A 20,727-nucleotide genomic window follows, 5' to 3' on the forward strand; every position below is an offset into this window, starting at 1 on the left:
GCAAGCCTGCTCCCGTCCGATCACGACTGGATGGCCGCCGCCGCGCGGCTCGCCCTGCGCGCGCGCCCGCTCTCGCGCCCCAATCCGGGCGTCGCCGCTCTGGTGGTGCATCACGGCCGCGTCATCGCGCGCGGGTGGACGCAGGCGGGCGGACGCCCCCATGCCGAAGCGATGGCGCTGGCGGGCCTCGCGCCCGAAGTGCTGGCGGAGGCGACGCTCTACGTCACGCTCGAACCTTGCGCGCATCAATCGGCGCGCGGCCCGGCCTGTGCAGACCTGATCCTTGCCGCCCGCCCCGCCCGTGTGGTGATCGGCCAGATCGACCCTGACCCGCGCACCGCAGGAGAGGGCATCGCACGGCTTGAAGCGGCGGGCATCGAAACCCGCCTGCTGGCTGACCCCGCCTCTGCCGCCAGCCTCGCAGGCTTTCTCACCCGCCAGCGCCTCAGGCGCCCTTGGGTGACACTGAAGCTCGCGACCTCATTGGACGGCTGCATCGCGATGGCCGACGGGACAAGCCAATGGATCACCGGTGAGCCCGCGCGCGCGCATGTCCACGCCCAGCGCGCGCGGCATGACGCGATTCTGGTGGGCGGCGGGACGTGGCGCACGGACAGCCCCCGGCTCGACGTGCGCCTCACCGGTCTTGCAGCCCGCTCGCCGCAGCGGGTGGTGCTGACGCGCGGGGCCTCGCCTGCCGATGGTGTCGTCGCCCTGCCCTCGCCCCAGGCCATCGCGACCCTCGAAGGGGTGCAGTACCTCTATGTCGAAGGCGGGGCCGAGACGGCCGCCGCCTTCCTCGCCGCCGATCTGGTCGATGAGCTTCATCTCTACACCGCCCCCATTCTGATCGGCGACGGCCGCCGCGCTCTCGGCGCATTGGGCCTCACCAGCCTGACTGAAGCGCATGGCCGCTGGAGCCTTGCCGAACGCCGCCAGCTTGGCAGCGACAGCTTCGCCGCCTATTGGCGCACCCGAACCACCTAGAGGACACCCCGACCCATGTTCACCGGCATCGTCACCGCCATCGGCACCATCGCCGCCGCCGAACAGCGCGGCGACCTGCGGCTGCGCATCAGCGCGCCGATGGACCCGGCGCGGATCGATATCGGCGCTTCGATCGCCTGCTCGGGCGTGTGCCTCACCGTGGTCGAGCGTGGCGGCACGGCGGGCAATGCCTGGTTCGATGTCGACCTGTCGGGCGAGACCGTCAGCCGCACCGTGCCCGGCATGTGGGACGCGGGCGCGAGCCTCAATCTCGAACCTTCGCTGCGGCTTGGCGACGAACTCGGCGGGCATATCGTCACCGGCCATGTCGATTCGGTCGGCGAGGTGGTGAAGGTCGCGCGCAATGGCGATAGCTGGCAGGTCGCGATCCGCGCCCGCGCCGAGATGGCGCCGTTCATTGCCGAAAAGGGCTCGATCACCGTCAACGGCGTGTCGCTGACCGTCAACGACGTGCGCGACCGCGAGGATCGCAGCTGCGATTTCCTGCTCAACATCATCCCCCACACCGCTGCGGTGACGACGCTGGGCGAACTGGCGGCGGGGGATCACGTCAATCTCGAGATCGACGTGCTGGCGCGCTATCTGAAGCGGATGCAGAGCCTCGCCGCGGCGGGGTGATCAGCCGCCCGGGTTGGCCACGCTCAGCTTGATGAAGGGCGCAAGCAGCGCATTGGGGCTCGCCGCCTCAAGCGCCCCTGCCGCAACATCCTGCGCCGACCAGAACAGCGATGGTGCTGTATCGTCGAGCATCGCCCAGTTGGGGAACATTCGCCCGCTGGCTTCCTCGCTCAGCAGCAGCCGCACATCGAAATGGCGGTCATCCTCGACAATCCGCGCATAGAGCGCGTCGATCGCCTCGGCCGGGCCTTCGATCAGCTGGAGGTAGATGTCATGGCGGCAAATCAGCGCGCCGGTGATGCCCAGCCGCGGATTGTTGCGCCGCGCGGCCGACAAAATCCCGGCCAGCATGGCAGTGTCAAAGCCGAAGGGCTGCGAACGATAGATCAGGCGTTTTTCGATGACAGGCTCCCGGTGCGACGTGCTGCGGGCAGACTACGCGAAAGCGGGCGCGCGCGATAGCGGCGGGATTGGCGAAAATCTTGCCAGTAACTGCCGTTCGGGTTTCGACCCCTTTGCGGTCATTCCCATTCTTTGGCATATGCTAGCCAAAATCCCTTCGATTTTTTAATATCAATTTGCCCGAGGAAGTTTTGAAAATAAAATACTTCACCCTGTTCGCCTTGGCCTTGTGCGGATGCGATGGGCAATCGGATCGCTTGGCCGCGATTAAGGAGGTTGAAGCTGCGTGTAATCTGCCTGTAAACAGTTTGCCTCGAGCGGCGGCAGAAGCTCCGGCTAGCGTAGGCGAGGTAGCCTTCGCTGATAAATCAGAGACTGAAATCAGAAAATTCATTTATCTTGGGTCGGGTTTCACTGGCACGGTGATCGAAAAACGCGACTGCATTGTGAATTATCATTCGCAAAACGGCTACTGGTTCACAATCTACGGTGTATCGCCAACCTCGATTTAACCGCATGCTCAAACCATCTCCAACATGCATCGAATTTGTCCGCTCCCCCCCACTTTCGGTCATTCCCGTTAGCTCGGCGGCACCCCAAAACCTGACATTGCCAGTCATCCCAGCGAAAGCTGGGACCTAGGGCGGCAACCACTGCATCCTGCGGCCCTAGGCCCCAGCTTTCGCTGGGGTGACGGCAGAGGCACGCCGGCAGCTAATCACCCAATCCCGGACATTCGCGCAGCGCTCGCTGGGTCCTGGAAGCGGCCGCAACTTCTTACGGCACCAACATCGCCAGCCTCACCCCGCCAGCGGCCCGTTCGCGAAACTCTCCCGCGTGATCGCGTAGGTGAGGTGCGGGACCACCGCGCCGCCCGCCATGATCCGCTCCTCGCGGCGGTCGGTCAGTGTTGCGCCGATCCGCTCCATCGCGCGGCGCGAGCGGGTGTTGGTCTCGCCGACAATGAACCGGCATTCCCCAAGGCTCGCCAAGGCGTGGGCGAGCATCAGGCGCTTCATTTCGTGGTTGTATCGCCCGCCCCAATGCGAGCGCGCCAGAAACGTCCAGCCGATCTCGACCGAGCCGCGGCCCGCCTCGTCCAGCCCCTGAAAGCGCGACGATCCGATCACCCCTCCGGTCTTGGCGTCGATCACGACCAGGGCGCCCTTGTTCGCCAGCGCGTCGTCGAAGAAAGCGCGGAACACCGGTTCCTGCCAGCGGTCATGCGCGGGGTGCTGCGCCCAGATCAGCGGGTCGGAGGCGACCGCGAACAGGGCGTCCCAATCGTCCTCGCGCAAAGGACGAAGGCGGACATGCTCGCCCTCCAGCACGGGCTGGCGATCGAGCATCAGCGCAGCCTCAGCCCGCCACCGCAGCCAGAGCGGCGATGAACTTGGGCAGGTTGCCCGGAGTCAGCCCGGCGATGTTGATGCGGCCCGAGGCAGCCATGTAGATGCCGTGCTCCTCGCGAAGCTGGGCGACCTCCTCCTTGCTGACCGGCAGCATCGAGAACAGCCCGTTCTGCCTGGCGAGGGGGGTGAGATCGATCCGGCCCGCCGTGCCTGCGCTGGCCAGCGCATCGCGCACCTGGCGCATCCGCGCGCGCATCGCGGCCAACTCGGCCAGCCACTGCGCGGTCATGTCCGCATCGCGCAGCACGATCCGCACCGCCGCGCCGCCGTGATCGGGCGGCATCGACCATGCCGCGCGGGCCAGCGCATTGGCGTTGGAGAAGGCGGTATCCAGCGCCCCGCGCTCGGCAGCCATGACGTAGAACGCGCCAACCCGGTCGCGGTACTGGCCGAAGTTCTTGTCGCAGCTATGCGCGATGAAGGCTTCCGGCACCGCAGCGAGCACCGCGCGCATTCCGGCGGCGTCTTCCTCCATCCCGTGGCCGAGGCCCTGATAGGCGGAATCGATGATCGGGAAGGTGCCGCTGGAGGCAAAGGCCTGCGCAATCGCGGCCCATTGGTCGGCGGTGTAATCGATGCCGGTGGGGTTGTGGCAGCAGGCGTGGAGCAGCACCGCCTCGTCCTTGCCCGCGCCATTGATCGCGGCGAGCACGGCGTCGAGGTTCGCCGTTCCATCCGCCTGCGCGTGATCGAAGGGGGCGAGCTCCATGCCAAGGTCGGCGAGGATCTGCGCGTGGTTCGGCCAGCTCGGCACGCCCATGTGGACGCGCTTCACGCCCGCCTTCTGCGCCAGTCCCAGCGCCAGCCGCACCGCGCCGGTGCCGCCCGGGGTCTGCATGCCCTGGATGCGCCCGCCCATCGTCGGGTCGGCGCCGAAAATATAGGGCATCAGCGCGTTGACAAAGCCCATGTCGCCTTCAGGGCCGAGGTAGGATTTGCTCTCCTGCGTATCGACCAGCACCTGTTCGGCCGCCTTGATCGCGGCGAAGACGGGGGTCGCCCCGTCCTCGGTGCGGTACACGCCGACGCCGAGGTCGATTTTGTCCTCACGCGGATCGGCAGCGAAAAGGCGGATCAGGGCGAGCAGCGCGTCAGGCGCCTGGGGGCTGAGTCGGTCAAGCATCATGGGCGAGCGCATGGCCCGCACGCGCCTTCATCGCAACCGGCTTTTCGTATGCAGGCTGGAAAAAGCGTGCCTCAGAACGGCGACCACTTCTGTTCCTTGGAGAACTTCATGTAGCCCGCATTGACCCCGAGCCGCAGGCCCGCACCGACCCGGATGGGGATCAGCACCACATCGCCGCGGCGCAGGTAGCTGGCATTGAGCCCGCCGACGAAATAGGCCTGCCCCTCGCCCGCGGCATAGCGCTTGAAGAGGTCCTCGGTGTCATACAGGTTGTAGACCAGCACGAAGGTGTTGGCGGCATTGGCACCGACATCGAACCCGATCGAGGGGCCCGTCCAGTAGACCGGCTGCGTGCCTTCGACCTTGTGGTGGAGCGTCCCCGAACCATAGCGTGCGCCGACGATGAACGCCCCGCCCGCTTCGCGCCCGACGATATAGCCGTTAGGCTCGCCCTGCTTCTTGAGCAGGTCCTCGATCAGCTTGGCGAGGCCTTCCGCGCCCTTGCCGAACACGCCTTCGGCCGCGCCGATCAGGTCATCCTCGCCATAGGTTTGTCCGCTGTTCTGGGCGGCGGTGGTGACCGGAGCGACATCGCCCTGCTCGGGCAGCGGTACCGTGTCCGTCGCCGGAGGGGCGGCGTAATCACCGAACTCGCTGTCGAACTGCGGATCCGTCTGTGCAGGCGCGGGGTCCTGCGTCGTCACAGGGGGGGGCCTGCGGTGTGGCCAGATCACCGTCGATCCCGCCCGCGCTGCCCTGCTGGGTGTAGGCGGCATCGGGATCGAAGGTCTCGAGATCCTGCGCCGCTGCCGGAGCGGTCAGCGCCAATGCCGCGAGGGCTCCCATAGCCATTCCCGCAATGCGGCGGCCAAGGTCAGGGAAACGGGCGGTCATCATGCTCATATGCGGCCTTTCGCAAGCTCGTGTCAGCCCCGGTTTAGTGCGCATGCAGGAGAATCGCTTCCCGCATCGCCTGCAACCACTCGTCGCCGGAGCGAATCGGATTTGCGACGAATGGCCTGAGGGCTAACGACCGCTGGCTGAACGCCTGCCGAACCATGCGCGTGCGGTGCGGCGCCCCCGCACGGCAAGCGGACTGCGGTTTTTTTGCAAGCCACCTTGCCGCTTGCCAAAGGGCCGACTATAGCGCCGCCCCTACAGCCAACGCTGGTGCCCGGAGACGTGGGTGAGTGGCTGAAACCAGTTCCCTGCTAAGGAACCGTACTCTATCAGGGTACCGAGGGTTCGAATCCCTCCGTCTCCGCCAACACCATGCTTAATGGCTTGTTTTTCGATGAAAAATTTCCCCTCCGGGGAATCGGTCCCACTAGCGGTCCCATTTCTAGATGGCCTGCCAGCCTCTTGATCAGTCGGGTGTGCCGCCACCTCGTACAAGGGCTGATGGAGGGCTTTGCTACGTGTAGAGGCCAACCTCCGCACCTCGCGCCCTCCCGAATCGATCCGGCCTTTACTCGAAATACGCGGCGAGTTTGAACCAGCCGTAGGCTGACCAAAAATCCTCCAACCTGTTTGCGGCCCGAAACCTCAGTACAAAAGCTTAGTGCATTTCGCGAATGCCGTGGCTTCTGGACCGGGTGACGACTAGCAGGTTCCGAGCCGCCACTGGTGTAAAGCTCCCTTTCTGTCGGCTACTGAGCGATGGCAGCTCGCGACCCAGACCCGGTCATTCAGCTTGGCCATAGCGAACGTCTGTCCCCGATAAAAGCTGTCGTATCAAAGCCTCGAAGTGTACTGACTGCAAAGCGCCCCAAACTCAGTTCTTCGCCTTCTCTTGCTATTTTGCCCGAGAGCGGACGTCGAATTGATCGTCGCGGAGCGGCAGCTGTTGGAGGCGAAGGGGCTACCGGGAATCGGCAAATCAAAGCTGGGGAAGCCGCCGTTCAATTAAAATCGACAGCCGCGCTCACCGATGGTCCGTCAGGTTCCAGCGTAAGTTGTATTACGGCAGGCCCTCGGCTCTTTCCATCGGCGAGCGTCACCTTCGGGACCACGACAAAAGCCGTTCGTTTTTCGATTCCTCGCGGATGGAATTCCAGAAATCGCTCGCAGTCCTTTTCTGCGGCAAGGCGAGCCACCTCATCCCAATCGACATCGACGAAGGAAGTCTGAACGCGGCCGAGGTTAATTGCTTCGGCTATAAGTCCAGCTGAAAGCCGCAACGCCGCGAGGGTTGGTTGGCGAGTAGAGGCAAGCAGCTGGCGTTCAAGGACAGACCAGATCCACAAGGTTTGCGGTTCCATCATCGCGATGTCTTCCAGTGCGATATGAAAGAACTGGCCGCTGTTCCCTACGAGCAGTTGTTCCCGTTTCGGCGCCAAATGGATCACGAGTATCCGTGACCTACCGAGGCCAGGTGTCTTCTCCGCAAGATCCTCTTCAGGCGATTGCCCTTTTCCGTCAATGCACATGACTTGGAACTCTCGCTGCCCATCGGTGATAGTCAGGTATTCGCCGTCTTCACGGACGACATCCCATCCGCGCATTTTCAGCAGGCTGGTTGCTCCAGCACGAAGCATATGGTGAGTCTGCCACCTGTGTCCTTCCGATATCCGCTCGACCAGCAGCAGCAACGTCGAGCGACGAGCCGTTGAACGGATACCTCGATCACTATACTCGATGCCAAATAGCGGGCTGAGTAGCCGTGCCCACGCGGCATGAAGATCGTCCCCCTCATCTCCCTGACTGTAAATTCGTCCCGGACCTCCAAGGACAGCCCCTGACCGAAGCGCTCGCGCGCCGAGGCGGCAGCAGAATTCCACCACGTCTTGCTGGCTCCCCATTGTCTCTCGAATAAACACAGTATGCTTAGCTACGACGGGGAACTCTGATGGATGATGAGCCACTTCGTTAGATAAGGTTTGGAGGAGGGGGCCGATTGGGGTGAGCGGATCACGCCCACTTGCTCTGCTGGTCGCGTATGGAGCGAAGAACTTTATTGTCGGTCCGTCCGCGCGCTCCTGAAACTCGATATCGCGCATGTTAGCTGCGACCACCGCCGACATGGTGATTAGGATCGTGTCTTGTTCGCCTAAACGTTGCTGGGATTCCACGATGTCCAGCCAATCCGCTTCCGCGCCCACGAGCACAGTCAGTCTCGGCGGTGGACCAGTCCTTAATCGTGGATGGAAGTGATCGATGGCAACGACCTCGATACCGTCGCGTGACCAACGCTGATGATCCACATCGCCCTCGGCAATGCGTCCGACAAGTACCACAAGGACCGGCGCTCGCTTCGGCATAGGGCGTTCGGAACGAACATGCCGACTGACAATCACCTCGGAAAGGTCTGCGAAAATCTCCGGATAGTCTGCCTTAAGCGTCTTGAAAGCGCGAGCGAGTGTGTCCTCGATACCTGCTTTTTCACTGCCTACTGTCACATGGACTTGCCGATCACTGACTCGCACTCGCAGTGCCATGTCTGAACTCGAGCCGATTTCAGATGTGAATTCAGGAGTCTTGGGGCCAACAGCGTTTTCTAGCATAGGTTCGAGGATCGCTCGCTCCCGCCAACTTGCTGCTGCCACACGACTTAAGTTCAGGTATCGATTGAATGCTGCCGTGTAGACCTTTGGCTTCAACCGCGTGAGATCTAGGGTGTCGACTATATCGAACTGGAGAAGAGGCTTGTTCGCTAATTGTCCTGCGTCGATGCGTTCGAACATCTCCTGACAAAATTGGGACCATCTACGAATAAGCGGTGGCTCTCCGTCAAACTGAAAGCCCCAGACACTTTCGTCGCCAACTGACGCTGCAAGCTCTTCCTCTAGCATGAAGCAATCTCTGTCCGGCCATACTATGGTCTCGAACCTTTCGATCGTTGCAGCACGCTTCAGTATCTGAATGTAGGTCTGATTGTCGCCACGGTCTCCAGCAAACACCGGCTGAATGAAGCCTTCGCTAGGCCCCATCATTCTGAATGCGGCAATCGCCCGCGCTTCTTGGATGTCGCTCATAGCCAACCCCGGTCTTCGAGAAAGCGCTCAACTTCTGCGGTCAAGCGGGCAGACGTTTCCGGTGGGTTGAACATATGGGTGAGGCGATATCCTCTCGGCTCCGCGCCCCATTTGTCCAACAAGGCTGTCACAGCCGGATCATCGAAAATCTGGTTGGGTCCGACGACAGCGAGCACTTCACCTTCGAGCGGGAGCGCCTCGTTAAGCTGCACCTCGATTGCAGCACATCGATCATCGAATGCTTCGGCTAGGCCTCCGGTAATGAGTTGATAGTAAGAGCGAATGGCGTTTTGTGTGGCAGGAAACTCACGAGGTTGGATGGGTTGCATTGTCCAGTAATCCTCGAGAGAAGCATAGAAGGCACCGACAAGCTTCAATGGATGATCGCCCTTCGCTAACTCGAAATCGGCGATATCCAACGTGTCGTGAAATGCGCCGGAGTAGCGTTGATAACCGCCGCTATCGAACGGAAGTATCCGGTGCGCTCGTTCGGCAACCGCATCGCGCATAATTAGACAAATGCGCGCGTAATCGAGATTTGACGTCGCATCTCCGGGCCATGGTCGCCGATAGGCGGGTCGGCCATAGAAGAGATAGACGAGATTCTCACCGAATACGTTACACGGTCGCGGCTCCAGTTTTTCGGATTGAACTAGGCTTGCAAGTCTAGCGCAGTCGGTGACGTGCGTGAGGCCGAGTTGACCGTCAGCCGGAGTCGCGCTGCTGATAAAATCGCGAAATTGGGTCATTCCAGCACCTACCATGGCCGTTCTAGGCTGTGTTTGCTAGGGCCATGGAGCTTCTCGCGCTGTTCAGTCCTTGTCACCGAAGATAGAGACTACGTTGGACTGCTGCTTGAACTCGTCTTTCAGGACCGGCGTTGCCCTACGGTCGCTGATTCCAGAGAGCGTGCCTGGTTCGAGGTCGGCCAATTCTTCCAAATCAGGAATGGGTAGTGGCAGGGCTTTGAGAATCTGGCTCGCAGATTGCACACCTTCTTCTATCAGCATTTCAAAACTGCGCCGGATGAGCTGCGGCTCTTCAACTGCAAGCTTGCCATCCAACGGCTCGCCTGTCCGCCAGCCCCTGCGATTATAGTTGATCCACAGACGGCGAGCATCGTCGTCATCGATCAGATCCAGTTGCTTGCTGCGCATGATCATGGCGCCAACGGAAGCTCCCCAGCGTTCCTTCAAGGTCAGAAATCCGTCGAGTGACGGTGCATAAAGCTCGCCCGTGAAATCGGCCTCCGGCAGAAGCATAGCCGACGCGATCTGATCGGCCTGCTTTTCGACTGCCTTGTAGAAGGCCCGGTCATTCAACCGTCGTTGCGGAATGTTGGCATGGCAAACGATGTGGACGAGCTCATGGAGTACATCGAAGCGCTGCCGGCACGCGCTTGCCTTGTCACGCGACAGGACTACGAATGGAATGCCAAAGCGATCGGACCACTGGGAAAACGCGTCAAGCTTGTCGGCGCGCACATGAATCCTCGAAACGAGAATGCCGTTGTTTTCCATCAGTTCGACTGTGTCCGGCATTGGGCCCGGACGAATTTCCCAGAACTCCCGGATTTCCTGGGCCACCCGCTCGATGAAATCGGAGCTGCCAAAGCTGTCTTCAGCAAATTCGATTGCCGGAATGTTCAGGGCAGGAAGCTCGAAAAACGATGCCAGATAATCAACGAGTTCCTTCATCCATTCCAGGCGCACTTCAGCCCGGTCACGCGCAAGCGGCGGCGCCGATAGCCGGGCGCGCCAGAAAATCGGTCGCTCGTCGCGTTCCGGCGCAGGACGCAGGAAATAGTCGTGCGGGAATTTTAAAGTGGCGGCGAGGTTGTGAACGACGTCCAGCTTGGGGCTCTGCCTGTCATTCTCATACTTGGAAATCGACTGCACGCTTACGCCAACCATATCAGCGAGGTCGGTTGCGCTAATTCCCCGCGCCTTGCGCGCCTCGGTCAAACGCGCACCCACAAATCCCTGGGCAATGATGCTCATTTTTTGCCGTCCGTCCCGGTACCTTCATCATCCTTGGGCCTTTTCCAGCGCAGCGAACGCCTCGGGGCACTCTTCTTGGGCGCTTCAGGATATGCCGCAAGAATCTCGGTGATGCTCAGTTCGACAGCCCAAGCTTTGAAATCGTGTGCCGGCACGCAGAGCTGGATCGTTCCGAGCTTCTGTTCGTCGGCATTGAACCGCCGGCCAACCGGGTTGTGGGCGATGACGCCATAGACGTTCGGCATGATGAATGCCCCGTCGGGCTCGTCGCCGAGGTCAAGACGCGGCAGATCCATTGCCTTGGCGAGACGCTCGCGGAACTTGGCGGGCTGCGGCATCGAACCGATAGCCTGAACGTAGGACTGCGTCATGGCGACTTCGTCCTTGAAGACATAGGCATGGCGGCGGTTGTTCTGCACGATTAAGCCCATCGAATGCGCCATGCCGTACTTGGCGGCGAGATCGATCAAGAGCTTTTCCATGCGAAAATACCGCCGCTGGAGCAGGTCGTCGATCTTCTGATCGGGCAGGACATTGCGGTCGGTCGCTACATCTGCGAACACATCCGCATAGGTGATCTTCGACAATTCGCGCAGATCGATCCAGAACTGGGCTGGGGTATCCCGGGCAATGATGGTGATTGCCGTTACCCGAAGGCGTTCATAAGCGTCCATGCGAATCTGGCCCTTGATCATTTTTCCTGCAATGCACAATTCTGTGTAACGGTTAAAGAGTTTCGTGTCAACCGATCGCGATGCGGCTGGTAGATGTCTTCTTCGTCTGCAGTGAGCCACGTTTTCAAGCGTGGCTTATAATTCCAATCGCAAGTTACCTTTGTCCTCGTGCATATCGCAGTAATGTCGGCCTCAAGCTCGCCGCCATCCATGACAGGTTCGAAGGACTGCTCGCGCTCAGCGTTGTTGTATTCCTCGCACAGGGCTGTGCGTATACTAGCGTTGCTCGCTATGATCAGCTCCGTGGGGCGGGCATGGGTTGCTCGATCTTCGTACTCAGCGCTGAGCGGATCTCGCGCAACCTTCCGAGCAGTTCATCGAACGTGATCACCGATACTCCGGTCATTGTGCCGCGAATTAGTTCGAAAGAGCGGCGCTGAGGGCCGCCCCCCGGCGTCCGCCCAGCGACGATGATGCAGCGAATGCCGTTGTCATGAATGTCGCTCCGCCCCGGCTCGTCCTTCAGCATCGGCAACTCACGTTGTAGCTTCACACGTTGATCTAGCACTTGAGCAATCGTCCCCGAGAGCTCTGCGGAGGCCGCGTACACCTCCTGGCGATAGGGCTTTGCACCGAGCAGTTCCGTCGCCGGCCGCTTGATCTCCACGATCGCTAGATTGCCGGTCGAGGCCGACGCAACGAGAAAATCGATGACCGATCCGCCGCGCCCGCTCAGACGTTTCCCGCCGACGTAGGCCTGCTCCTTGACCACGATCGCAGGTACCGCGAAGGCGAGGCTGAGGATGAACGGATTCTGAGTCAGGAAATTCTGCCATCTGGCCTCAGGCAGCGGCTTTTCGAGCATCTCGGCAAACCGTACGATCAGCTGCTCGAGCGTCACCTCCTCGATCTCGGTCTTGAGCGACAGGAGCGCCTCGGGTTCGGCCTCGGCCAGTGCAGCTAGGTTCGAGCGGACAAGCCCGACAGTCGCGCGGCGGTCTCGCTTGGACAGGGTAACTAGGTCACGCCCGCCGCTTGTCGCATCGGCGATCGAGTCGGCGCGTAGCGTCTTCTTCAGCCGAGGGAACTTCACAGGGTCGGCGGCGTGGAGCAGCTCGTGATAGGCATGGAGCTGCTTGTCGTGCCGCGCATCGCGCTGGTAGCGCGCGCTGATCCGGTTGATCTGCTTGCGCATCTCATGAAAGTGGCGGATGCCGAGCGTGTACGATGATCCGACCAGTGTCGTCTCGTGACCGCCATGCACGATCAGCAATTTGACATGGCCTTGGGCTTCGAGCGTCTCGCAGATCGAACGATATTCCCAGAGCAATCCGAGGCCCAGCCTGAAGTCCTTTGCGAATCCGTCGGGTAGCAGTTCGAGGAGCCCTTCGACCTCTTCTGTGGTGGTCGGGATCGGATAGGGCTGATCGATCCGTCGGCCGAGCGCGATCGTATCGAGGTTCCCATAGCGCGGCTTCAGATAGTCCGCGCTCTCGGGGCGGACGTTGAGCGGGTAGATCTGCAACAGATCCGGCGACACGTTGAGAAGCCGTTCGACCGGATAGTCGCCAATGCGTTCGGCGGGTGGCGTGTCTGTGAAAAGCACGTCGACACTGAAGCCTTCATGCTCCTCGTTCGTCTCGATGATTAGGAACGGTCCGCCGTCCGCGCGCGCGCGTTGGTTGAACACCGAGGGGCGGACCGACGGCATTCTAGCGCGCTCCCAGATCGCCCGCGGAGGTGCATGTGTCAGCCACCCCTGGCGATCCCATACACTGCTGCCCGCCGATCGAACGCTTCGCGCGAACCTTCGAGGATGTTGCAGGCAGCCTCGCAGGTCGGCGGGTGATCGATCGACCCACGAGTGACAACCGTCGCCTTCTCCGATGTCGCCTTGAGCGCCACGATCAGCTCGGCGTCGCCCAAAACCGCGATATTCGCATTATGTGTGACTACGATCACCTGCCGGCGCTCCTTGGCCGCGCGGATAACCGGCACCAACGTTTTGTAGATGAACTCGCTGTCGAGATTATCTTCCGGCTGATCGACAATGAGCGGCGCCCGACTCTCACTGGTGAGCATCAGTGCCAGCAACACCGACTGCTGCTGGCCGAGGGACAGCTTTTTGAAATCGCGCGGGACGAACTTGGACAACCCGCCCATGCCCGGCATTTTCTTCGTTACACTGAGCTTGGGCCGGTCATGGACGGCAACGGTCTCGAGCTGGCTCAGCAGATCGGGGTCACCGATCCGATCGAGCAGAAGCTCCGCCTCATTCTGCCCAAACACGGCCTGCTTCGTCTCTGTGTTGCGGAGTGCCGTAATCGGTTTGGTGTCCCGCTTGCGCAGGCATTCGAGCAAGACCGGGAGGGTGAGATCGTTGATGAGCGCCCGCGCTTTCAGGTGTTGAAGCGTCCGCCACCCCATTGCGTCGATGATCAGTCGCTCCGCGTCAGGCGCGAGCGCGCTTTCGTCAAATTTCAACGTGACGAACAGATCCGACAGCGTCCCCTTGAGCGCCTCGGACGCGCGGATCGCGAATGCCTGTCGGTGCCTCGCCACGGCCTGCCGTGCGGCCCAGCGGTGCCTCAGAAGGTCGGCATGCTCCTTACGCAATCGCGCGAGTTCCGGAACCCAAGTCTTGAGATTTTTGACATTGTCGCGCGCCGTCGCCTCGTCAGAAACCAGCTTCTGGATGAAGGGCATGTCGAGCCGGATGCCGTGCTTGAGGAGCTCCTGCTTTTTCTGCTCGATCTGGGTCTGGGTTGCGGTCTCCTTTGTACGCCATGCGATGATCTGCGCCTTCACGCCCGCAACATAGTCCGCGGTGACCTTCTTTAGCGCGTCGGTCGATCCAGTGACGGCCGTCTCATAGGTGCCGGTGTCAGTCGCGATCTTCGTCGCCTCGGGCGCGCCAAGCTCGATCTCATGGTCGGCGACCGACGCGCGAATATCGGCGGTGATCGCCGTGATCGCCTCGCTCGTCACCGCAACGCCCAACTTCGCAAGCGCAGTCTCGATCGCGGTGCGTGCGCGCTTCTCCCCGACGAGCTGCTGCTGGAGCTTGATTACCTCCACGCCCTTACCGTCGCGCAGTCGCTGGAGCTGGTCGCTTTTGAGCTTCAGCTCCTTCTCACGCTCAGGGATACGCGCGACGTTTCCAGCAGCCTTGGCGATCTTGGGAGCAAGCTCGACCAAGTCTTCTCGGATAGCATCCTCGTTGTCGATCTCCTTCTCGACTTGGATGAGCTTGTCGAGGAAAGTGAGCAGCGCGAGCGGATCGTCCTGCACCCGCTTGCTGATCTCGTTGGTTGCGCCCTGGCGATAGCTTTCGATCGGGAAAGCGGTAGCACCGCTCGCAGGCTCCTCCAGATTCTCAACATCGCCGAACTTGCTGCGACCGAGGTTATGCTGCTGGCCTGTTTCGTCGACATAGCAAAGCGAGACAATGTCGGGCCATACGTCACTGTCGATCACCGTGACATCTTCACTCGGCGCCCCCCCGAGCAGGCACACGCTTTCGAACGCGGTCGATTTGCCGCTGCCGCGGCCGCCGATGATGCAGGTGAGGTTCGGGCTGAAGGTGATCGCTTCGCCATCGAGAAACGCGCCCTGGAATTGCACCGCCCGAACCACGGGCACGATCGCGGGAAGACCTTCCTCAATCCGCACGCGCGTGTCGGCTGTCTCTAGAGCCAGCCGCAGGCCCTCGAAGCTCGGCCTCTCCATCTTGAAACGGGTGATGCGCTGGTCACGATTGGCGTTCCGGCCAACAGCGTTCAGCGTATGCGCGTCGCTGTTGAGGATTCGCGCGAGATACTGCTCGGAGCCAAGCTTCAGGCGCCTGATTCGCTCGACCGCGACCTTTCGGCGATCGGCATCCGTGTCGCGACCGTCATAGAATATCGGGCAGTCTGCCTTCGTCACCTCGATGCCCTGAAGGGCTGGATGGCACAGGATGTCGAACTTGGCCGGCGTGAAGCGCGCGACGTTCGTCTCGAAGGCTCCGTCCGACTCGATATGCGCGATAACGCCAAAGCCACCTTCCGCCGCGAGAAGGTCTAGGCATTGAAGCATTCCAGTCTGGCAGCGGCATAGGCTGGTGCGCCGGTCCGCGACTTGGAGCCGGTTGAAGAATCGCTCTAGCGCGTCGGCTGTGGGCGCGTAGCACAGCAGATGACCTTCAGGCGTCGATAGTTCGACGCCGGGGATTACGAAAACGCCAGCGGCTCGACCAGCCTCGATCGCGAGGGGCACGTTCGAAATCTCATTGTGATCGGTCAGCGCAATAATCGAAAGATTTTCGGTTTGCGCCGTCTCGACGATAGCTTTGGGGGTCGCCGTTGGATCCTTGACGTCGTGCGATGCACCGTAACTGTGGATGTGCAAGTCGCCGCGAAAGAATTTGGCCCCACTGCTCAATGCCGTAAGTGCTTCGGCAACCACGCATTCCCCCTGTATGTTTTTTCGTCCACGAGGCAAAGATATAGGCGCGGGGTCATGCAAAGTCATTGGTGGCCCGTCGTCCGAGGCTCATTTTTTCGTTTGCACCGGCTCCCAACTTCTTCTTGCGCTGATTTGATGCTGCGCTTGTCCGAACCCGACAGTCGGTAATGGGGCCGCGTTCTTCCGTCCTATGAAGTCGGCCGCGAGCGAACTAGATGGCGGCAATTTGCATGGCCTGCCGTTCGCCATGTCATTCAGGAATGGCTGCAAAGTCCCAAGTTCAGCCACTTAGATCAACTTCGATTCTTGCCCGCTTTTGAGAGATCGGCAGGCCAAGCGGAACGGGGCGGGATGAGGCGCATTTTCGTGCCGGCCGCTTATCTCAATTTCCTCTTCCATGACTCCTCAAATCCCGATCCCTCGTCCCCGACCAAGATCGATGCCATGCGTGAACGCGAGCTCCGCGCCTAGTCTACGACCTGTGTCGTAGCCGATCCCAAGCTCGCGCTTGCGATTGGCCAGGATTGATTCCAGCTGCGGATCGCGTTCAAGGCTTTTTGCCATGTCGCCCATGGCGACGCGCGTGGTCTTGTAGCCGGACATGTCGGCGGTACGGTATTGGCGTTCGCTGTTTTGCTTCAGCTCCTTCCAACGTTCGACAAAACGGTCGGCGCGGCGCTGCGGATCGGTGCGCAGTTCAGTTTCAAGCTGGAGCGCCTGAACAGCACGCCGGACCTGACCGCTGCTGGCCTCGCGCGCCAGTTCCGGGGCTTTGATGTAAGCGGCCTCGGCATCGGCCGGACCGTGGGGACGTAGCTCCTCGAAGGCCTTGCGGGCCTCACGAAGCTCGCGCAGCTGGTCGAGGCTACCCTTGCCGCCTGCATCGTGGGCGGTGAAGATGTCATCCACCGCGCGCGCGTGACGAATGAGCGCTTTGGTGCGGGCGCGGCGCAGCTCTGCCTCCGGATCTTCGACAACCTGGCGTACCGGCGACGTCTGTTCCGGAACATCGGCCTTGGCGCTCGGCAACCGCAACCCATCAAAAATGCCGCGCACCTTCTCAGGCACTTTGCGGACGATCTCCGCAACGCGCTCGCGGAAGGTGATCCCGCGCCGCTCGGCGAAGGTCTGCGCCGGATCGGTGTGCGCGTAATCAGAGGCCATGTCCTTGCCGCGCTCGCGGCTGAGCGTGCGGACCAGCTTGCCCTGATCGGCGAAATCGTCCTGGCCATAATGCAGCGCAACGCCGTCGCGATGCCGCGATAGCGCCACATAGGCCCCATGGCTGTCCATCCCGGGCGTGGCGAGCACGTGCGACCGGTCGACAGTCATACCTTGCGCCTTGTGGATCGTGGCGGCGTAGCCGTGATCGACATGGGCATAGTCCTTGAGGTCGAAGGCAAGGCTGCGCCCGTCATCGACCCGCACAGACATGCGCTGCGGCGTCACCTCCTCGACCGTGCCGAGCGTGCCGTTCTTCACGCCAAGCTCGCGCTCGTTGCGCAGGAACATGATGCGGTCTCCGCTGGCGAACTGCCGCGCCCCGCGCTCGGCGCTGACGCTCACGTCGTCGCCGAGTTCGCCCGCATCGTGCAGCCGCGTACGCGCCGCCATGTTGAGTTCGCGCACCTCATCATTGGTGTGGGTGAGGATGATCCGGGTATCGCTCGGGCTTGCCTGCCGATCGCTGTCCCACTGATCGATTAGCTCCTCGCGCGCGGCTTCGCGGGTCTCGGCAGCATGCACCATGCCGCGTTCGTCATAGGCCGCGATCGCAAGTCCAGTGCGCCCGGTCGCCAGCTGCCGCGTCGCATCGCGCTGCCAGTCGGCGTGCTGGCGCCGCACCTCGGTGATCTCGACGCCGCCATGCCGCTCATGGATCGCGCGGAACGCCGCGCCAGCCTCGATCGCCTGCAGCTGCTGCGGATCACCGACCAGCACGACCTTTGCGCCAACATCGGCGGCATGGGACAGCACGCGCTCCATCTGGCGTGTGCCGACCATGCCGGCCTCGTCGATGACCAGCACATCGCGCGAGGTGAGCAAATCGCGCCCCTCGCTCCACTGGTACTCAAGGCTGGCAATGGTGCGCGAGGCAATGCCTGAACCGTTCTCCAGCCCTTCGGCGGCGATGCCCGACAGAGCCGCCCCGCGAACATTGAAGCCGGCATTCTCCCAGGCTTCGCGCGCCACACCCAGCATCGCGCTCTTGCCGGTCCCGGCATAGCCTACCACGACGCCGAGGCCGCACTCACCGGTCACGCGCTCGAAGGCCGTGCGCTGCTCGCCGGAGAGGATCAGACCGCGCTCCGCCGCACGCGCCAGCGCCGCGTCCCGACCGCGCTCGTTCACCGCATGCTGCTTTCGCTCAGCCATCAACTCCGACGCACGCTGCAGCCGCTGCTCGGTGTCGATCATCTGCCGCGAGGTGAACCGCTCCTCACCACGCCCGTCCTTGCCGAGCGCAACAAGATCAGGCGAGCGGCGCACCGCGCTCATGACCTGATCGAACTGATCCTTTCCGTCACTGTGGCGGTGCACGAAGCGGGCAAGATCGCGCGTCGTGAAGGTCGCCTGCTGGTGTGTGATGGCATCAAGCGCGATGGCCGGATCGGCAATGATCCTCGCGCCGTTCCGCTCGGCAATCGCGCGGTGCTCTTCGATCCGCTCCGCCTCAAGCCCGCGCCCTTCCATGCGCGAGGCGGCAGGGCCGATCTTGTCCTGCGGTTCCAGCCCAATGCCCTGCGCTTCCAGACTGCGGTGATCGATGCGCGCATCGATATCGAGCTCGACCAGCCGCTGGTTGACGTGGTCAGCCCAGCGCTCGCGCCACTGCTCGACCAGTTCGGTGCGGTTCCAGTCGCGGACCTTCGCACCGAAGACGTTCTCGTCGCCCTCGCGCCCGACCTCCCGCATTGTTAGCATCACATGCGCGTGCGGCTTGGCAAGACCGTCAGCGCCGATATCCCAGTGTACGTTGAGATCGGCGATCATGCCGCGATCTACAAACTCAGCCTCCACAAAGTCTCGGGCGAGCGCGATGCCCTGTTCCTGATTCAGCTCGCGCGGAATGGCGAACTCGACCTCGCGCGACAGCTGCGCGTCTTTGCGCTTCTCGGCTGTTTCGACCGCGTTCCACAACTGCTCGCGGTCGGAGAGATGCTCGGGCGCGCCTTCCGGCAGCAGCACCTCGGAGTGCACCACACCGCCCTTGTTGGTGAAGTCATGGGTGCGATCGATGCGCTCGTCGTGCAGCCGGCCGGCTGAGCGATAGGCAGCGGCCGCCACCGCGCTGCGCCCGGCAGAGCGGCTGATGACCTTCACGGAAAGGTGGTAGATCGCCATGACGGCCATCCAGTTACACCGCACAAGCCACGTCGGCACGACGTATAAGCGCGCCCTCACATGATAAAATCCTGTTCGGGACTACCCGGTCTCAGACGGTCCCGACGACACTAACGTCTTGGGCGAGATCACGATCTACAATCAGCGCATCACCCCGAAACGGAGACCAATGATGCGCAAACCACGTGATATCGATGCCGAGCTCAAGGCGCTTGCCGAGAAGACCAAGCAGCTCAAGGAACGCCGTGTGCAGCAGCTGGGCGAACTCGTGATCGCTACCGGTGCGGACACGATCGACGCAGAGACCCTGGCTGGCGCGCTGCTGGTCATCGCCGAGACCTCCGACCCAGCGAAAAGGGAGAGCTGGCGCAAACGCGGCGCAGCGTTCTTTCAGAGCAAGGGCCGTAACGCTGGCAAAGGAGCTCAACGCGAGCAAGGCAGCGCTGGCACGCCTGACAGCAACGCTGCATCGGCTTGAAGCCATCAAGGCACGCTCCGACATGCGCGACTGGCAGATCAAGCGCCGCGAGCGGACAAAGCAACTGATCGAGCTCGGCGGTCTGGTCCAGAAGGCAGGCCTGATCGAACTCACCGATGATGACCGGCCCGTCCTGCTGGGCGCGTTCCTCGCCATTGCTGCCAAATTGCAGGGCGAGGAACGCGAACAGGCATTGGTCCTGTGGCGACGCCGCGGCAAACGCGCCTTTGAGCAAACAGAGTAAGAACAAAGGTGCACCGCGAGTCCGCGCCTGCTACACTCGTCTAACCATGCGCACCGATCTTGATCATCTGCCCCCGCAAAAGCAGCGCGAGCTTGAGCGCGTGGTGCAGCTGATCTTCGAGGAGTTCGACGACGCCTTCGCGCTCGCCAAACACGAATGGAAGAAGGCCGGACGCATCCTCAAGGTCATCCTCTATGGCAGCTATGCGCGGGGCACCTGGGTCGACGAACCCCACACTGCCAAGGGCTACCGCTCGGACTTCGATCTGCTGATTATCGTCAGTGACAAGCGGCTCACCGATCGGGTGAAGTACTGGGCCAAGCTCGATGAGCGGCTGATGCGCGAATATGGCCTGACCGGCACGCTCCAGACGCCGGTCAACTTCATCGTCCATACCCTGCAGGAGGTGAACGACGGGCTCGCCCACGGACGCTACTTCTTCATGGACGTGAAGGCCGAAGGGATCGCGGTCTATCAGTCCGACGACACCGAGCTGCACACGCCCAAACCGAAGACGCCGACGCAGGCGCTGGCGATGGCGACGGAGTACTTCGAGGAGTGGTTCCCGAGCGCAAGCCGCTTCAAGAAAGCTGCTGAGTTCCTAGTCGGCGAAGGCGGGCTGCGCGAAGCGGCATTCAACATGCACCAAGCAACAGAGCGTCTCTACCACTGCATCTTGCTCGTCTGCACTTTCTACACCCCCCACAACCATAATCTTGCCTTTCTTCGTACTCAGGCTGAGCGCATCGATCCGCGCCTCACCTATGTCTGGCCTCGCGAAATCAAGCGTGATCATGCGCGATTTGAGAAGCTTAAAGATGCGTACGTCAAGGCCCGCTACTCAAAGCACTATCGCATTACCAAAGAAGAACTCGAATGGCTCGGCGCGCAGGTCGAGGAACTTGGCCGTGTCGTGCACGAGGTGTGTTCCGAGCGCATCGAAAAGCTCAAAGCTGACGCGAAGGCCAAGCCTGACAAGGTTCGGTGAAACGAACGGGGT

The 20,727-nt window shown here is 61.8% G+C and carries 16 protein-coding genes, 1 tRNA gene and 1 pseudogene; 6 read left to right on the forward strand and 12 right to left on the reverse strand.

Translation table 11 applies throughout. The features are described 5' to 3' along the window. The first annotated feature begins 30 nt into the window (after nt 1–30). Nucleotides 31–987 carry a bifunctional diaminohydroxyphosphoribosylaminopyrimidine deaminase/5-amino-6-(5-phosphoribosylamino)uracil reductase RibD gene (gene ribD, locus KVF90_RS16780; protein WP_264392693.1) on the forward strand — a complete coding sequence of 319 codons (957 nt, stop codon included), beginning with the start codon at nt 31–33 and terminating at the stop codon, nt 985–987. Nucleotides 988–1,002: 15 nt separating this feature from the next. Beyond that, the gene (locus KVF90_RS16785; protein WP_264392694.1) at nt 1,003–1,626 is read left to right on the forward strand and encodes a riboflavin synthase; all 624 of its coding nucleotides are present in this window, start codon (nt 1,003–1,005) and stop codon (nt 1,624–1,626) included. Here the strand turns inward: KVF90_RS16785 and KVF90_RS16790 are convergent, their stop codons facing one another. The 5 genes and pseudogenes from KVF90_RS16790 to KVF90_RS17435 all read right to left on the reverse strand — a co-directional run bounded on the left by KVF90_RS16790 (nt 1,627) and on the right by KVF90_RS17435 (nt 5,418). Further along, a complete protein-coding gene (locus KVF90_RS16790; protein WP_319641062.1) occupies nt 1,627–2,028 on the reverse strand; it encodes a BLUF domain-containing protein in 402 nt (133 codons plus the stop codon). It lies immediately after the preceding gene. A 119-nt stretch (nt 2,029–2,147) separates the two neighbouring features. Beyond that, nucleotides 2,148–2,276, reverse strand: a complete 129-nt coding sequence (locus KVF90_RS16795; RefSeq protein WP_264392695.1) for a hypothetical protein — start codon at nt 2,274–2,276, stop codon at nt 2,148–2,150. A 552-nt stretch (nt 2,277–2,828) separates the two neighbouring features. Then, entirely contained in the window at nt 2,829–3,377 is a 549-nt protein-coding gene (locus KVF90_RS16800; RefSeq protein WP_264392696.1) for a GNAT family N-acetyltransferase, read from the reverse strand. 10 nt (nt 3,378–3,387) lie between these two features. After that, complete coding sequence (locus KVF90_RS16805) at nt 3,388–4,563, reverse strand: aromatic amino acid transaminase (protein ID WP_264394581.1); 1,176 nt, start codon at nt 4,561–4,563, stop codon at nt 3,388–3,390. 74 nt (nt 4,564–4,637) lie between these two features. Then, a pseudogene (locus tag KVF90_RS17435) lies at nt 4,638–5,418 on the reverse strand (DUF1134 domain-containing protein). Nucleotides 5,419–5,742: 324 nt separating this feature from the next. Here KVF90_RS17435 and KVF90_RS16820 point away from each other — a divergent pair. Beyond that, nucleotides 5,743–5,833 (forward strand) — tRNA-Ser (locus KVF90_RS16820). Between the two features lie 634 nt (nt 5,834–6,467). On the opposite strand, the gene KVF90_RS16825 is transcribed toward KVF90_RS16820, so the two are convergent. From KVF90_RS16825 to traA, 7 genes are all read right to left on the reverse strand, one after another. Next, nucleotides 6,468–8,540, reverse strand: coding sequence for a hypothetical protein (locus KVF90_RS16825; protein ID WP_264392698.1), 2,073 nt, complete (start codon nt 8,538–8,540; stop codon nt 6,468–6,470). Next, entirely contained in the window at nt 8,537–9,289 is a 753-nt protein-coding gene (locus KVF90_RS16830; RefSeq protein ID WP_264392699.1) for a hypothetical protein, read from the reverse strand. Before KVF90_RS16830 ends, KVF90_RS16825 begins: the two co-directional genes overlap by 4 nt. A gap of 63 nt (nt 9,290–9,352) precedes the next feature. Continuing rightward, the gene (locus KVF90_RS16835; protein WP_264392700.1) at nt 9,353–10,540 is read right to left on the reverse strand and encodes an XRE family transcriptional regulator; all 1,188 of its coding nucleotides are present in this window, start codon (nt 10,538–10,540) and stop codon (nt 9,353–9,355) included. Beyond that, nucleotides 10,537–11,235: a hypothetical protein gene (locus KVF90_RS16840; protein ID WP_264392701.1), complete on the reverse strand. Its 699-nt coding sequence runs from the start codon at nt 11,233–11,235 to the stop codon at nt 10,537–10,539. The genes KVF90_RS16835 and KVF90_RS16840 overlap by 4 nt, the downstream gene beginning before the upstream one ends. 274 nt (nt 11,236–11,509) lie before the next feature. Next, nucleotides 11,510–12,925, reverse strand: a complete 1,416-nt coding sequence (locus KVF90_RS16845; protein ID WP_264392702.1) for a Shedu immune nuclease family protein — start codon at nt 12,923–12,925, stop codon at nt 11,510–11,512. Nucleotides 12,926–12,963: 38 nt separating this feature from the next. After that, the gene (locus tag KVF90_RS16850) at nt 12,964–15,660 is read right to left on the reverse strand and encodes a TrlF family AAA-like ATPase (protein ID WP_264392703.1); all 2,697 of its coding nucleotides are present in this window, start codon (nt 15,658–15,660) and stop codon (nt 12,964–12,966) included. A 405-nt stretch (nt 15,661–16,065) separates the two neighbouring features. Then, nucleotides 16,066–19,005: a Ti-type conjugative transfer relaxase TraA gene (gene traA / locus KVF90_RS16855; RefSeq protein ID WP_264392704.1), complete on the reverse strand. Its 2,940-nt coding sequence runs from the start codon at nt 19,003–19,005 to the stop codon at nt 16,066–16,068. 172 nt (nt 19,006–19,177) lie between these two features. Between traA and KVF90_RS16860 the strand changes: the two genes are divergently transcribed. The 3 genes from KVF90_RS16860 to KVF90_RS16870 are packed head-to-tail and all read left to right on the forward strand — an operon-like array spanning nt 19,178 to nt 20,715. Further along, the gene (locus KVF90_RS16860; protein ID WP_264394583.1) at nt 19,178–19,483 is read left to right on the forward strand and encodes a conjugal transfer protein TraD; all 306 of its coding nucleotides are present in this window, start codon (nt 19,178–19,180) and stop codon (nt 19,481–19,483) included. A 22-nt stretch (nt 19,484–19,505) separates the two neighbouring features. After that, the gene (locus tag KVF90_RS16865) at nt 19,506–19,727 is read left to right on the forward strand and encodes a conjugal transfer protein TraD (protein ID WP_264392705.1); all 222 of its coding nucleotides are present in this window, start codon (nt 19,506–19,508) and stop codon (nt 19,725–19,727) included. Between the two features lie 46 nt (nt 19,728–19,773). Then, complete coding sequence (locus KVF90_RS16870; protein ID WP_264392706.1) at nt 19,774–20,715, forward strand: HEPN domain-containing protein; 942 nt, start codon at nt 19,774–19,776, stop codon at nt 20,713–20,715. Nucleotides 20,716–20,727 lie beyond the last annotated feature (12 nt).

It is taken from the genome of Porphyrobacter sp. ULC335, from assembly GCF_025917005.1.
Lineage (GTDB): Bacteria > Pseudomonadota > Alphaproteobacteria > Sphingomonadales > Sphingomonadaceae > Erythrobacter.